This window comes from Pseudomonas sp. UYIF39, assembly GCF_029963765.1.
Classification (GTDB): domain Bacteria; phylum Pseudomonadota; class Gammaproteobacteria; order Pseudomonadales; family Pseudomonadaceae; genus Aquipseudomonas.
The window spans coordinates 1-13,136 of record NZ_JALBYU010000033.1; the positions used below are offsets into that span (position 1 = coordinate 1).

Consider the following 13,136-nt stretch of genomic DNA (forward strand, 5'->3'; position numbering starts at 1 on the left):
GAGCTGACGTCATCGCGAGCAAGCGCGCGCCCACAAGGGAATGCATTTCAATGTGGGAGCGAGCTTGCTCGCGAAGGGGCCGTCAGCCTCAACTCACCTTTTGCGCCTTGCTGATCATGAGCCTTTCAGCCTGCACCGTTGGCCCGGACTTTCAAAAGCCTCAGGCACAGCCAATCTCCGAGTGGTCGACACCGTCCAGGTCAGCCGCCAGCCAAGCCATCGCCGAGACCATGGACGAACGCTGGTGGGAGGTATTCCACGACCCGAAACTCTCAGCTCTGAGCCAGCGTGCCCTGACCGATAACCTCGACCTGAAACTCGCCAGCAGCCGCTTGCAACAAAGCCGCGCCGTGCGTCAGGTGATCACCGCCGACCGTTACCCAAATACCGCCGCCATTGGCAGCTACGGGCGTAAACGCAACAGCGGCGAAGGCTTGAACGATCCGTCGGGACACAGCGGTGACTCGGCGTACAACCTGTGGGATGCAGGCTTCTCCGCGTCCTGGGAACTGGATTTCTGGGGCCGTGTGCGTCGCGAAACCGAAGCCGCCGACGCCACTCTGGAAGTCGCGGAAAACGACCGGCGCGGCGTGCTGCTGTCGGTGCTCGCCGAAACCGCTCAGGACTACATTCAGCTGCGCGGTGTGCAAAGTACGCGAGCCGTCACCGAGCAGAACCTCGACGTCGCCCGCCACAGCCTGAAACTCTCGCAGCTGCGCCTGGCCGACGGTGTCGCCACCGACCTGGATGTCGCCGAAGCCGCCGCCCAGGTAGCGGCCATCGAATCGCGTCTGCCCGCGCTGGAGCAGCACCAGTCGCAACTGATCAACGCCTTGAGCCTGTTGATGGGCGAGCCGCCGCAAGCGCTGTCTGCCGAGTTATCCACAGACGCCCCGGTGCCGCAAACTCCGCGTCAGGTCGCCATCGGGCTGCCGTCGCAACTGGCCGAACGCCGCCCGGACATCCGCCAGGCCGAAGCCCGCCTGCATGCCGCGACCGCGAGTATTGGTGTGGCCAAGGGCGATTTCTATCCGCGGATCACCCTGTCGGGCAACATCGGTTCGCAAGCCATGCAACTCAGCGATTTCGGCTCCTGGGGCTCGCGCTCGTTCGGTATCGGCCCGCAATTCAGCCTGCCGCTGTTCGATGGCGGACGCTTGCGCGGCGTGTTGCACTTGCGCGAAGCCCAACAACAGGAAGCCGCCATCGCCTACCAGCAAACCGTGCTGCGTGCCTGGCATGAAATCGATGATCAACTGACCGCCTACAACGCCAGCCAACTGCGCCGCGACAGCCTTGCCGAAGCCGTGCGCCAAAACCAGATCGCCCTGCGTACCGCGCAACAGCAATATGTGGAAGGGGTGGTGGATTTCGTTAACGTACTGACGGTGCAAGGCGCGTTGTTGGCGACTCAGGAGCAGTTTGTGGAAAGTTCGACCGGGGTGTCGTTGGCGATGGTCGGGTTGTACAAGGCGTTGGGTGGGGGATGGGAGTCGGTGTATCCGTTGGCGGAGATGGGACAGCGTTGACTTGCTTGTCGGATGGCCCGGGTATTGCGGGCAGACCGTTGTGATCAGCCGATTCTTTTTATCTCCGTGGCTAAGTCACGCCATGCCAGAGCGTAGACCCGGATCCGCATGGCTGCCGAATGTCGTGGGTCGCAAAGCCAGCATCGACGGCGGCGCTGTGGCTGTCCTACAGTGATGGCAAGTTTCAAGGTTTTTTCACCGGCAGACTCGAGGGGAGGCAATGGAGGCGCGCAGAGAAACACCGCTAGACGGCACCCAAGGTCCACGCGCGGCACCCGGCGCCTGGGCGAGCGTTCAGCGCTTGCTTCGATGGGTGCGCGAGCATTGGCTGCTGCCGATCCTGGCATTGGCCACGCTGGTGCGTTTTTATGACCTGACCGCGGCGGCGGTCTGGGGCGATGAGGGTTCCAGTCTCCTGCTGAGCCAGTATTCGCTGGCCGGGATCTGGACGCATGCCGCCTATGATGTGCATCCGCCGCTGTATTTCATGCTGCTGCATGGCTGGATCGAGCTGTTCGGCGATGGCATTTTTTCGATTCGAATCCTGAGCGCGCTACCGGGGATTGCCACCGTGGCGCTTGGTGTCTGGCTGGTGGACTTGCTCGCCACTCGCCGCGCTGCTTTGTTGGCCGGCGTCCTGTTGGCGCTGCTGCCTACCGCCGTGCGTTACAGCCAGGAAGTGCGCATGTATTCGTTGCTGGGGCTGTGGCTGATCGGTGCCACGATTGCCCTGGTTTACTGGATCAAACACCCCGGACGTAAGCGCTATCTGGTGATTTACGCACTGCTGATGAGCGCGGCGTTCTACACCCATTACTTCACGGCCCTGTGCGTGCTGTGTCACTGGCTGTATCTGGGGCTGATCCGCGTACAGCCTGGCTATCGCTTGCGGCATATCCAGCAGCCCGGCTGGTGGTGGGCGAACGTGGCGATTGTGTTGGTGTACTTGCCGTGGGTGCCCAGCCTGATCGATCTGATGCAGCACATGGACCAACTCAAAGCCAATGGCGATGTAGGGTGGGAGACACCGGTCACCTTAGCCTCGTTACCTTCGATGATCTTGTCGTTCCTGATCCAGGACGATGGTGAGAACCTGCCCACATGGATTTTCATCACGTTGCCCTTGGCGTCACTGGCCTTGGTGTGGGTGGCGCTGGCGCGGGATCGCAGTGTCATTCGTGGCAGCGCGTTGCTGGTGATCTACACCGTTTTACCGTTGTTGCTGGTGTTTTCTGTGTCGTTCATCTCGCCGGTGTTCGTCGAACGTTACCTCACCGCGTACGCCCTCGGCCTGCCGATGATTGCCGCATTGGCCATCGATCGCCTGTACGCCGTCTTCCGGGTGCTGGCCGTGACGGTGCTGGTGTTGTTTGTCAGCGTCGAACTGGTGGGCCTGAACAACAACGCCGCGGTCGATACCAACGATCAAATCAGCGTCCTGGTGGATTACGTGAACCAGCACTTTGTTGCCGGTGACCGGATCGTCACCAGCGACATGCTCTGGTACCTCAGTTACGTCTATTACAACCGAACTGACGCCAAACCGCTGCTGTACACCCCGCCGTTGGCCAATGGCGCTTCGAGCCGGCCGAATGCCTATGGTTTCGGCACGCTGGTGACTCAGGATATTTACCTCGACAGCCTCGGTAATTTGCCCAAAGGCACCGGCCGGGTGTGGTTGATCGGCACCATCGATTTGCCGAACGAATTCGCGCCGTTGCCCGCAGGCTGGCAAAACGTTGGCGTAACGCAGGCGGGAGGCGCTAACGCGCGCTTGTTCGTGTTGCATTGAGGCTATAACGGGTAGAACGTTGGGCGCGAAAGCCTTATGAAGCGCTAGTTGCCGAGTCATGTATCGACGGCACTGACGCCATCGCGAGCAAGCTCGCTCCCACAGTTGATCTTCGGTGAACACAAGGTATGCGTACAACTGAAATCCAATGTGGGAGCGAGCTTGCTCGCGATGGCGGCGGTCAATTCACCACAAACCTACCCGGCTAAACCTTGACCCGAGCCTGCATGATCTCCGACTCCTCCCAATGATCCAGCGCTCGCTCTACGAGCAACTGCACGCCGTCGGCCATGCGGCTGAGCGCCAGGGCTACGGAGCGCCGCGTTCCGTCCACATCGTCTGCCAGATTGGCAGCGATGGCGCTGATGGACAGCAGATCCTCGGAGGCGTTGGCCAGAAGGGTTTCGGTGTTGACCTCGGGGGCGACGGTGAAGAGGTTGCCTTTGCGGTGCCTGGGTGGCTTTTCGGTGGTCGGGGGGAAGTAGTGGGCGAAGGCGCGTTCGGCGGCTTCTTTGAGTTTTTCGTCTTCGAGGGAATCTTCGGACGGGGTGCCAGAGTTGTCTGGCGGATTGGGAGTGACTTTGAACATGGTGTACTCGCTTTGATTGCAAGGAGGCCAACCTGATGTTCGCTTGCACGCGAATGTAGGGTGGCAGCTATGTGCGGGGTGCAAGACCGAGTAAAGCAACACCCAAAAACCTCGGCAGACCCCGAAGGTCTCCCGCACACAGCCGCCATAAAGCGATGACAGCAGGCATAGAGGTGCCTGATGACTAGCCAGAAGCAGTGTTGGGAAGTGCTTTTACCCGGACTTGCACGTCCGTGTCACCGTTTTTTCAGTGACAAGGCCAGACTAGACCCGGGTTCGGACCGGAACAAGTTCACCAACACCGCTACAACTTGAAGGAAATCTCCGACGCGGTTACCGGACGTTGGTGTCTGTAGGAAAGGTCAGGGCTTGGACGACAAATCCGCCATCCCCTTGAGCAGCTCGATCGGCAGCGGAAAGACAATGGTCGAACTCTTGTCCCCGGCAATCGAACTCAGCGTCTGCATATAACGTAACTGCATGGCCCCAGGCTGGCGCCCGAGCATCTCGGCCGCCTGCATGAGTTTTTCCGAGGCCTGCAATTCGCCTTCGGCGTGGATCACCTTGGCCCGGCGTTCCCGTTCGGCTTCGGCCTGTTTGGCGATGGCGCGGATCATCGATTCGTTGAGGTCCACGTGCTTGATCTCGACGTTGGCGACCTTGATGCCCCAGGCGTCGGTCTGGGCGTCGAGCACTTGCTGGATGTCGATGTTCAATCGCTCACGCTCGGCCAGCAGCTCATCGAGTTCGTGTTTACCGAGCACTGCCCGCAACGTGGTCTGAGCCAATTGGCTGGTGGCCATGAGAAAGTCTTCGACCTGGATGATCGCTTTCTGCGGATCGAGGACACGGAAATACAGCACCGCGTTGACCTTGACCGAGACGTTGTCGCGGGTGATCACGTCTTGTGGCGGTACGTCGAGGACCACGGTACGCAAGTCGACGCGAACCATTTGCTGAACCACCGGAATCAGCAGGATCAGGCCAGGGCCTTTGACCTGCCAAAAGCGCCCGAGCTGGAAGACAACCCCGCGCTCGTATTCGCGCAGGATGCGAAAGGTCGACCCCGCCAGTGCAATCACCAGTAACAGCAGCGCGGCAAAACCCAGTTGCAGGCCCATGGTTATTCTCCACCCGGCGCCGCGTCAGCCGCGGCCACTTCCAGCAATAATCCCTTGCGTGCCACCACCCGGACCCTTTGCCCGGGTTGCAGCGGCGTGGCGCTGAGTACTTGCCACTTTTCTCCTTGCAGGTGCACCCAACCGTTGTAGGCATTGCCGGCCAGCGACATCACCGGGGTCACGCTGCCCACCAGTCCTGCATCGCCACTGACGTTTTCGCGCGGTCGGGTTTTCAGTGCGTGGATCAGCAGGAAAATCAGCAACAGGGCACTGATCAGTCCCAGGCCGATCATCAACGGAACCGGCACCTCGGTGTTGCTCAGAATCACCGCACCGATCACGAACATCACAATGCCGCCCAGACCGATCACGCCGTAATTGGGCAGGGCCGCCTCGGCGATCAGAAACGCGATGCCGAACGTGATCAGCCAGATCCCGATGGGGTTGGGCACCAGCAGGACGACGGTGTCCGCCGCGAATACCGATCCGCTCAAGGCCAACAGCAGCGCAACTGCACAACAACGAGTGTTCACGTGACCCTCCGGGAGAGTCATAGATGGTTCTTTATACAGTCTAGCTGAGCTCTTGATTGTACGAATTTTGATCGATTTTCGGCGTTGCTCCGGCGGGCAGATTTCCCGCGCGATGGCGCCAGCGGGCCTAGACTTTTAGTGGAGAGAAAAAGTTTAACCATCGTCCGCGAAACGTTATTGCGGACTCCGAGGTGCATCATGCGTATGGCAAGAACTGTGCAGGACAGCCTCAATAAGGCTCACTGCGAATTTGACGTCGTCACCCATCCGCACTCGGCCAGCAGCCTTGAAACAGCGCGGGTCGCGGGCATTCCTGCCGAACGGGTGGCCAAATCGGTGATCCTCGACGACCACCACGGTCATTTCCTGATGGCTGTGCTGCCGGCGAGCCGTCACCTGGACCTGAGCAAAGTACGCGGCAGCGGCGAATGGCAGATCACCCGGGAAAGCACCCTGGCGCATCTGTTCCAGGATTGCGAACGCGGCGCGGTGCCTGCGTTGGGCGAATCCTATGGCCTGGACATGGTCATCGACCCGCTGCTGACCCGGCAAAAAGACATCTACCTGGAGGCTGGTAACCACAACAACCTGGTACACATGAGCGTGCCGGAATTCCTGAAAATGGTGCCGCATGCTGAAGTGTGTGAGTTGAGTCAGTAGTTTTTGCGGCGTCAGTTACATCGCCATCGCGAGCAGGCTCGCTCCCACAGTTGAGCGCGATTCCATGTGGGAGCGAGCTTGCTCGCGATTGACTGCGCAGCAGTCACCCAATCATTTGCCATGAAAAAGGAGCCCACCATGGAATCCCCAACCCACAGCCTCCCCTCCCTGTTCAAACAACTCGGCCTGCCTGACGACGCCGAAAGCATCGACAAATTCATCGCCACCCATTCACCGCTCAAGCCTGAATTGCATTTGGCTGATGCGTTTTTCTGGAGCGAGAGCCAAGCGTAGCTTCTGCGTGACGAAATTCTGGATGACGCCGATTGGGCGGAGGTGGTGGATCAGCTGGATGTTCTGATGAGGAAGGGGCGGGGGGTGTGAAAATCACCTTTCTGGTGGCCACTGTCGGGATGTATGGACTAGCGCGAGTATCCAAATTGCATCCGATCCTGGCTGATAAACCACGCGATAACTTTGATGGGGGATCATCTCGCGAGTACCTGCAATGATTCCGGCAGGGCCGCTTTCAGGAAACTGGGAAATACGAGATATCGCATCAATGAATCGGTTGTCCATTTCGAGGGCGGCTATCGGGTTGACGGAATGCAGGTAATCCCAGATGTCTGCACGATCCTGTGCTGCTGCGGGCGTCCAGATTATCTTCATCCTTTCTTGGTTACCTGCGCACGCCTGGCAGCGAATTGTGCTTCAACTTCCTCATTGGTCAAGCCATCACCAGCTCGCATGGAAATACGTGCACTGTCGACTTTGCGTTGCAAGAACGCTTCGTACTCGCGCGACTCTCGTTGTGTTTGAACGAACTGACGCATCATTTCCCTGACGATTTGCGATGCGGGGCGATGAGAAGCTTCAGCTTCGGCCATGAACTCTTCTCGCAGTTCTGGTTCAAGTTTCATTGTGAAAACAGCTTGTTTAGACATTTTCATATCCTCGATTCGAATACTGACGAAGTATATACGTCTTCAGTACCGGCGTTCATTCAGGCAGCCGCCTCGCGACGGATGGCAGCCAAGTTGTTTCAAAACTTGACCAACTTTCCCCTCAAATGCCATATTGATAGTTAGCAAACTAACAGTGTGTGTTTCCCCTCGTGCCGAAGAACCTCGACGCTCTCCAGATGAACATCAGCAGCTCCATGGTGGTGGCCGCCAGGCATTGGCGGAAGATCTGCCAGACCACGCTGGTCAACTATGGAATCTCCGAAGCCTGCGCCGTTCCGTTGTTGATGATCGGGCGTTTGGGCGAGGGTGTGCGGCAGGTGACGGTGGCGCAGGCGGCCGGGATGGAGAGCCCGTCCCTGGTGCGCCTGCTGGATCAGCTGTGTCATGCCGGTTACGTCTGCCGTACCGAAGACGCCCATGACCGTCGCGCCAAATGCCTGAGCCTGACCGAGACCGGTCGTGAGTTGGTGCAAGCCGTCGAAATCGAGTTGGTGCGTTTGCGCCATGAAGTGCTCGAAGGGATCGATCAGAGTGATCTGGAAGCAGCGTTGCGGGTTCTGAGGGCTTTTGAATCGGCCAATCATCCGCTGGTGATCAACCCTTGAGCGGATTTTTTACCGGCATGCCCCCGGCGCGGGACTGGTTCTACGGTGTGCGAACGTTCGCGGCATCGATGATCGCGTTGTACATCGCCATGCTCATGCAAATGCCCCGGCCTTATTGGGCGATGGCCACGGTCTACATCGTTTCCAGTCCGTTTGTCGGCCCTACCAGTTCCAAGGCGTTGTACCGCGCGGTCGGCACCCTTCTCGGTGCCGCAGCGGCGGTTTTTTTCGTGCCGATGTTTGTCCAGAGCCCCTATGTGCTGGTGGTGGTCATCGCGCTGTGGACCGGGATTCTGCTGTTTCTGTCGCTGCACCTGCGCACCGCCAACAATTACGCACTGATGCTCGCCGGGTACACCTTGCCGCTGATCGCTCTGCCGGTGGTGGATAACCCGTTGGGGGTGTGGGACGTGGCCGAAGCGCGGACGGAAGAAATCTTCCTCGGCATCGCCGTGGCCGCGGTGGTTGGCGCCATGTTCTGGCCACGACGGTTGGCGCCGGTGTTCAACGATTCGGTGAACAAATGGTTTGCCGATGCCTCGACTTACAGTCTGCGTTTCCTCAGCCGCAACGTGCAGCCGGACGAAGTCAGCGCGTTGCGTTCGTCGATGGTCGCGACCTTCAACACGCTGGAGTTGATGATCGGTCAGTTGCCCCACGAAGGCGCGCGGCCGCAAACGGTGCGCAACACCAAGGAACTGCGCGGCCGCATGATTCATCTGCTGCCGGTGATCGACGCCCTCGACGACGCGCTCTATGCCCTTGAGCGGCGCACGCCCGAGCTTGTGGATAAGTTCGCGCCGCTGCTGGCGGCGACCACCGAATGGCTCGGCCACAAAGACGCCGACCTTGAGCGCTGGCAAGCGCTGAAAGATCAACTCGAAGCCCTGCAACCGTCGGCCGAAGCGTTGGATGATCGCAAGCAGCTGCTGTTCTCCAATGCCCTGTATCGCCTCGGCGAGTGGATCGATGTGTGGCAAGACTGCCGCAGCCTGCAGTACGCCATCCAGTGCGAAAGCCAGGACAGCTGGCGCGCGGTGTATCGGCACTGGCGGCTCGGTCGGCTGTCGCCGTTTCTTGACCGTGGGCTGATGCTTTATTCGGCGGCGTCCACCGTCACCGCCATCATCGTTGCTTCGGTGCTGTGGATTCTGCTCGGCTGGACCGACGGCGGCGCCGCGGTGATTCTGGCGGCAGTGGCGTGCAGCTTTTTCGCTTCGATGGACGACCCGGCACCGCAGATCTTCCGATTCTTTTTCTGGACGGCGATGTCGGTGTTGTTCGCCAGTCTTTATCTGTTTCTGGTTCTGCCCAACCTGCATGACTTCCCGATGCTGGTGCTGGCGTTTGCCGTGCCGTTCATTTGCATCGGCACCCTGACGGTCAAGCCGCAGTTCTATCTGGGCATGCTGCTGACCCTCGTCAACACCTCGTCCTTCATCAGCATTCAGGGCGCCTACGACGCGGATTTCCTCAGTTTCGCCAACTCCAACCTGGCCGGCCCCGTGGGCTTGCTGTTCGCCTTCGTCTGGACCCTGATCGCCCGGCCGTTCGGCGCCGAACTGGCGGCCAAGCGTCTGACCAGTTTCAGCTGGCGCGACATTGTCAGCCTGACCGAACCGGCGACGTTGTCTGAGCACCGGCACTTGGGTGTGCAGATGCTCGATCGCCTGATGCAGCATTTGCCGCGCCTGGCCATGACCGGCCAGGATACCGGCATCGCCCTGCGGGAAGTGCGCGTGGCGCTGAACCTGCTGGATTTGCTCGCCTATACACCGCGAGTCCTCGGCGTACCGCAAGCGCTGCTGCACCAGGTGGTGGCCGAGGTCGGTGAGTATTTCAAAGCCTGCCTCAAGGCTGGCGAACGGTTGCCGGCGCCGAGTCCGTTGCTGATGACCCTGGATCGCACCCGCCGTGCACTCAACACGGAGTGCGATGAAGGAGCACGTCTGCATTTGCTGCACGCCTTGAGCGGCCTGCGCCTGTCGCTGCTGCCAGGGGTGGAATTCGTCGGCGCCGGCGAGCTCGAAGAACCGCTGCCCCATGGCATCGATGGAGCGCCTTTATGATCGGTGATCTGGATATCAGCGGGGTTTTTCTGCCCACGCTGCTGGTGCTGATGGGCATTACGTACGTGTTGTTCCTGCTGGTGCACGGGTTGCTGACGCGTCTGCACTTTTACCGTCTGGTCTGGCACCGGGCATTGTTTAACGTGGCTCTCTACGCTGTGCTGCTCGGCGCCGTGGACTCACTCAGTCGATACCTGATGACATGAAAAAACCTTTTTTGACCATCGGTCGCGTAGTGCTGACCCTGCTGATCGTGACCTTCGCCGTTGTCGTGGTCTGGCGCATGGTGATGTATTACATGTTCGCGCCCTGGACCCGGGACGGCCACATTCGCGCCGACATCGTGCAGATCGCGCCGGACGTGTCCGGGCTGATCCAGCGAGTCGACGTGCGTGACAACCAATTAGTGAAGCGTGGCCAAGTGCTGTTCAGCATTGATCAGGACCGTTTCAAACTGGCCCTGCGTCATGCCAAGGCGGCGGTCGCCGACCGTCAGGAAACCCTGGCGCAGGCGCAACGCGAAGCTAAGCGTAACCGCGGCCTCGGCAATTTGGTGCCGGGTGAGCAACTGGAAGAGAGCCAGTCCCGGGTGGCCCGCGCCGAAGTGGCGTTGATGGAAGCTCAGGTGGCGGTGGACAGCGCCCAGCTCAACCTCGACCGCTCGACCATTCGCAGCCCGGTGGACGGCTACGTCAACGACCGTGCACCGCGCAACCAGGAATTCGTCACGGCCGGGCGGCCAGTGTTGTCCGTGGTGGACAGCAATTCATTCCACATCGACGGTTATTTTGAAGAAACCAAACTGGACGGCATTCATGTCGGCCAGAGCGTCGATATTCGGGTGATCGGCGACCGTGCTCGCCTGCGCGGACATGTGGAAAGCATCGTCGCCGGTATCGAAGACCGCGACCGCAGCAGCGGCAGCAACCTGCTGCCCAACGTCAACCCGGCGTTCAGCTGGGTGCGGCTGGCGCAGCGGATTCCGGTGCGGATCGCTTTCGATGACGTGCCGGCGGATTTCCGCATGATCGCCGGGCGTACCGCCACGGTGTCGATCATTGACGATCAAACCCAGGAGCCCGCGAAATGAGCAGGGCCTCGGGTTTGGCTATCGCCGGGTTAGGCCTGTTGCTGTCGGCCTGCCAGGTGGTCGGGCCGGATTATCACGTGCCGGACGAGGCCGCCGTACACCGTGAAGACTTGCAAGGCGACTTGGCGGTGAACGGCAAAAATGTCGTCTCCGCGCCGGTGCCCAGCGATTGGTGGCGCTTGTATCAGGATCCGCGCCTTGATCAATTGGTCCAGCAGGCCATGGCCTCCAACACCGATTTACGCGTGGCAGCGGCGAGCCTTTCCCGAGCGCGCGCGCAGGTCGATGCAGCTCAAGCGGCCGGTGGCTGGAGCGGCGGGGTGAAGATGGGCGCCCAGCGATTGCAGGAGTCCGGCGAAGCGTTCCTGCTGCCGGAGAAAGTGCCGGTGGCCAACGTCGGCGACATTGGCATTACCACCTCGTATCAGTTCGACCTGTTTGGCACGTTGCAGCGCGGCATCGAAGCGGCCAAGGCTAATGCCGATGCGACTCAAGCCGCGGCTGATACAGCGCGGATTACCTTGGTGGCTGATGTGGTTCGGGCTTACACCCAAGTCTGCGCAGCCAACGAAGAGCAGGAAATCGCCCAGCACTCCCTCGACTTGCAAGCCCAGAGCACCACGCTGATCCAGCGTCTGCGTGACGCCGGGCGCGGTGATGAAACCCAGGTGACCCGCTCGCAAACCCAATTCAAATCCCTGCGTGCCGACATGCCGCGTTATGGGGCGGCGCGTCAGGCCGGGTTGTTCCGCTTGTCGATGCTGCTGGCCAAACCTGTCGACCAATTGCCGACAGGCACCAGCGACTGCACCGAATTGCCGAAAATTGCTCAATTGTTGCCGGTGGGTGACGGCGCGACGTTGCTCAAGCGCCGTCCCGATGTGCGGCAGGCCGAGCGACGACTGGCTGCCGCGACCGCCGGCATCGGCATCGCCACGGGCGAGTTGTACCCGGACATCAGCATCGGCGCGACCGTCGGTACCGTCGGCATCCTGGAAAACCTCGGCAAACCGGCGACCAATCGCTGGGGCTTCGGGCCGTTGCTGACCTGGACCGTGCCGTCCAACGGCTCCCGGGCGCGAATCCGCGAGGCCGAAGCAACGACCCAAGGCGCGCTGGCACATTTCGATGGCGTGGTGCTCAACGCCATCCGTGAAACCCAAACCGGCCTGGCGCAGTACTCCGCGTTGCTGCAACGTCGCGACGCGCTGGCCGACGCCGAGCAATCGGCGCAATTGGCCGCAGACCAGACCCACCGCTTCTTCCGGGCTGGCCGCGCATCGTTCCTGGCGGACTTGCAAGCGACCCGAACCTACACCGACGTGCGGGCGCAACTGGCTTCCGCCAGCACGCAGGTTGCCATGAGCCAGATTGATTTGTTCCTGGCATTGGGTGGCGGCTGGGAAAGCGGACGAACGCAAGGCACGAACTCCGGCAAACCCTGACGCCGTTGCTATGCTTTGATTTGATGAGGTCGTGCGTCGAACTCATCAATCAAGGCTCGCGTTGGTCATGGGGATTCCAATAATGAAAAACCCTTATGCTCCCGGCTTCTGGTGCGCTATAGCGGCATTGGTGTTGCTGTCGGCCACTTATTTCTACGGCATCATGCTGGCCCACCAGATCGACAAGGCACTGGTGTTCCTCGACAGCGCCGCGGCACTGATTGCCGTGATGGCAATCGTGGTGGTGGCCTGGGCTTCGGTCCAGGGCGCGCGCATCAAAAAAAGACAACTCGAACAAGGCAAGACCCTGGTGCTGATCTGGGACACCAAGGTCGCGCTGCGCCGTGTCGAAACGGTGTTCGATCGTTATTTCTGGGGCAGTTACTGGCAACCGGGGCGTACGTTCCAGGAAGTCATGGGCGAACTGACCGGCACACCGCTGGAAAAAAGCCTCGAAACCCTGAAAAAACAATGCCTGGCGCTGGACAAGCAAGTGTCCGCGGAAGGCTGGCACTGGCTCAGCAACGCCCGTGAACTCTCCGATGTCGCCGCCGCCATGGCCCGCGAACGTTATCAACTGGACTTCTGCGACCCGCGCTCGGAATCCCCAAGCGGCACGGCGGTGATCAATCGCGACTTCGAAGTGCTGGTCTATACATGGACCGCACGGCTCAAGAGCTTTGATCATCAGCTTGATGAGATCGAGGTCCAGTATTCCTGATCTTTGTTGGCAGGACT

General features: G+C 60.3%; 14 protein-coding genes and 1 pseudogene. 10 read left to right on the plus strand and 5 right to left on the minus strand.

The window, feature by feature from the left end; all coding sequences use genetic code 11:
* Nucleotides 1-50: 50 nt before the first annotated feature.
* Together MO767_RS28035 and MO767_RS28040 are read left to right on the plus strand one after the other, a co-directional pair.
* Nucleotides 51-1,529: an efflux transporter outer membrane subunit gene (locus MO767_RS28035; RefSeq protein WP_282483199.1), complete on the plus strand. Its 1,479-nt coding sequence runs from the start codon at nucleotides 51-53 to the stop codon at nucleotides 1,527-1,529.
* Between the two features lie 220 nt (nucleotides 1,530-1,749).
* The gene (locus tag MO767_RS28040) at nucleotides 1,750-3,321 is read left to right on the plus strand and encodes a glycosyltransferase family 39 protein (RefSeq protein WP_282483163.1); all 1,572 of its coding nucleotides are present in this window, start codon (nucleotides 1,750-1,752) and stop codon (nucleotides 3,319-3,321) included.
* Between the two features lie 205 nt (nucleotides 3,322-3,526).
* Here MO767_RS28040 and MO767_RS28045 read toward each other — a convergent pair whose 3' ends face one another.
* From MO767_RS28045 to MO767_RS28055, 3 genes are all read right to left on the minus strand, one after another.
* The gene (locus tag MO767_RS28045) at nucleotides 3,527-3,910 is read right to left on the minus strand and encodes a DUF6124 family protein (protein ID WP_282483164.1); all 384 of its coding nucleotides are present in this window, start codon (nucleotides 3,908-3,910) and stop codon (nucleotides 3,527-3,529) included.
* A gap of 362 nt (nucleotides 3,911-4,272) precedes the next feature.
* Nucleotides 4,273-5,031 (minus strand): slipin family protein, encoded by a 759-nt coding sequence (locus MO767_RS28050; protein ID WP_129439535.1) that lies wholly within the window; start codon nucleotides 5,029-5,031, stop codon nucleotides 4,273-4,275.
* 2 nt (nucleotides 5,032-5,033) lie between these two features.
* Nucleotides 5,034-5,564, minus strand: a complete 531-nt coding sequence (locus tag MO767_RS28055) for an NfeD family protein (protein WP_008148135.1) — start codon at nucleotides 5,562-5,564, stop codon at nucleotides 5,034-5,036.
* Between the two features lie 198 nt (nucleotides 5,565-5,762).
* Here MO767_RS28055 and MO767_RS28060 point away from each other — a divergent pair, with 198 nt between their 5' ends.
* Nucleotides 5,763-6,224 carry a YbaK/EbsC family protein gene (locus tag MO767_RS28060; RefSeq protein WP_140894823.1) on the plus strand — a complete coding sequence of 154 codons (462 nt, stop codon included), beginning with the start codon at nucleotides 5,763-5,765 and terminating at the stop codon, nucleotides 6,222-6,224.
* A gap of 138 nt (nucleotides 6,225-6,362) precedes the next feature.
* A pseudogene (locus tag MO767_RS28065) lies at nucleotides 6,363-6,608 on the plus strand (DUF2789 domain-containing protein).
* Between the two features lie 3 nt (nucleotides 6,609-6,611).
* On the opposite strand, the gene MO767_RS28070 reads toward MO767_RS28065, so the two are convergent.
* Both MO767_RS28070 and MO767_RS28075 read right to left on the minus strand, forming a co-directional pair.
* Entirely contained in the window at nucleotides 6,612-6,893 is a 282-nt protein-coding gene (locus tag MO767_RS28070) for a type II toxin-antitoxin system RelE/ParE family toxin (protein ID WP_282483165.1), read from the minus strand.
* Complete coding sequence (locus MO767_RS28075) at nucleotides 6,890-7,168, minus strand: antitoxin of toxin-antitoxin stability system (protein ID WP_149631096.1); 279 nt, start codon at nucleotides 7,166-7,168, stop codon at nucleotides 6,890-6,892. Before MO767_RS28075 ends, MO767_RS28070 begins: the two co-directional genes overlap by 4 nt.
* 197 nt (nucleotides 7,169-7,365) lie before the next feature.
* On the opposite strand from MO767_RS28075, the gene MO767_RS28080 reads away from it, so the two are divergent.
* The 6 genes from MO767_RS28080 to MO767_RS28105 all read left to right on the plus strand — a co-directional run bounded on the left by MO767_RS28080 (nucleotide 7,366) and on the right by MO767_RS28105 (nucleotide 13,119).
* Nucleotides 7,366-7,794, plus strand: coding sequence for a MarR family transcriptional regulator (locus tag MO767_RS28080; protein WP_282483166.1), 429 nt, complete (start codon nucleotides 7,366-7,368; stop codon nucleotides 7,792-7,794).
* Complete coding sequence (locus MO767_RS28085) at nucleotides 7,791-9,863, plus strand: FUSC family protein (protein ID WP_282483167.1); 2,073 nt, start codon at nucleotides 7,791-7,793, stop codon at nucleotides 9,861-9,863. The genes MO767_RS28080 and MO767_RS28085 overlap by 4 nt, the downstream gene beginning before the upstream one ends.
* Nucleotides 9,860-10,069, plus strand: a complete 210-nt coding sequence (locus MO767_RS28090) for a DUF1656 domain-containing protein (protein ID WP_033058629.1) — start codon at nucleotides 9,860-9,862, stop codon at nucleotides 10,067-10,069. Before MO767_RS28085 ends, MO767_RS28090 begins: the two co-directional genes overlap by 4 nt.
* Nucleotides 10,066-10,953, plus strand: coding sequence for an HlyD family secretion protein (locus MO767_RS28095; protein ID WP_282483168.1), 888 nt, complete (start codon nucleotides 10,066-10,068; stop codon nucleotides 10,951-10,953). Before MO767_RS28090 ends, MO767_RS28095 begins: the two co-directional genes overlap by 4 nt.
* Nucleotides 10,950-12,398, plus strand: coding sequence for an efflux transporter outer membrane subunit (locus tag MO767_RS28100; protein ID WP_282483169.1), 1,449 nt, complete (start codon nucleotides 10,950-10,952; stop codon nucleotides 12,396-12,398). The genes MO767_RS28095 and MO767_RS28100 overlap by 4 nt, the downstream gene beginning before the upstream one ends.
* 82 nt (nucleotides 12,399-12,480) lie before the next feature.
* Nucleotides 12,481-13,119, plus strand: coding sequence for an NADH:ubiquinone oxidoreductase subunit N (locus MO767_RS28105; RefSeq protein ID WP_282483170.1), 639 nt, complete (start codon nucleotides 12,481-12,483; stop codon nucleotides 13,117-13,119).
* Nucleotides 13,120-13,136: the final 17 nt, after the last annotated feature.

What these genes read in the sequence shown, in the direction of transcription:
- MO767_RS28090 (WP_033058629.1), top strand. Translation starts at nt 9,860, where the DNA reads ATGATCGGTGATCTGGATATCAGCGGGGTTTTTCTGCCCACGCTGCTG.
- MO767_RS28095 (WP_282483168.1), top strand. Translation starts at nt 10,066, where the DNA reads ATGAAAAAACCTTTTTTGACCATCGGTCGCGTAGTGCTGACCCTGCTG.
- MO767_RS28070 (WP_282483165.1), bottom strand. Translation starts at nt 6,893, where the DNA reads ATGAAGATAATCTGGACGCCCGCAGCAGCACAGGATCGTGCAGACATC.
- MO767_RS28050 (WP_129439535.1), bottom strand. Translation starts at nt 5,031, where the DNA reads ATGGGCCTGCAACTGGGTTTTGCCGCGCTGCTGTTACTGGTGATTGCA.
- MO767_RS28075 (WP_149631096.1), bottom strand. Translation starts at nt 7,168, where the DNA reads ATGTCTAAACAAGCTGTTTTCACAATGAAACTTGAACCAGAACTGCGA.
- MO767_RS28105 (WP_282483170.1), top strand. Translation starts at nt 12,481, where the DNA reads ATGAAAAACCCTTATGCTCCCGGCTTCTGGTGCGCTATAGCGGCATTG.
- MO767_RS28100 (WP_282483169.1), top strand. Translation starts at nt 10,950, where the DNA reads ATGAGCAGGGCCTCGGGTTTGGCTATCGCCGGGTTAGGCCTGTTGCTG.
- MO767_RS28060 (WP_140894823.1), top strand. Translation starts at nt 5,763, where the DNA reads ATGCGTATGGCAAGAACTGTGCAGGACAGCCTCAATAAGGCTCACTGC.
- MO767_RS28035 (WP_282483199.1), top strand. Translation starts at nt 51, where the DNA reads ATGTGGGAGCGAGCTTGCTCGCGAAGGGGCCGTCAGCCTCAACTCACC.
- MO767_RS28040 (WP_282483163.1), top strand. Translation starts at nt 1,750, where the DNA reads ATGGAGGCGCGCAGAGAAACACCGCTAGACGGCACCCAAGGTCCACGC.
- MO767_RS28045 (WP_282483164.1), bottom strand. Translation starts at nt 3,910, where the DNA reads ATGTTCAAAGTCACTCCCAATCCGCCAGACAACTCTGGCACCCCGTCC.
- MO767_RS28080 (WP_282483166.1), top strand. Translation starts at nt 7,366, where the DNA reads ATGAACATCAGCAGCTCCATGGTGGTGGCCGCCAGGCATTGGCGGAAG.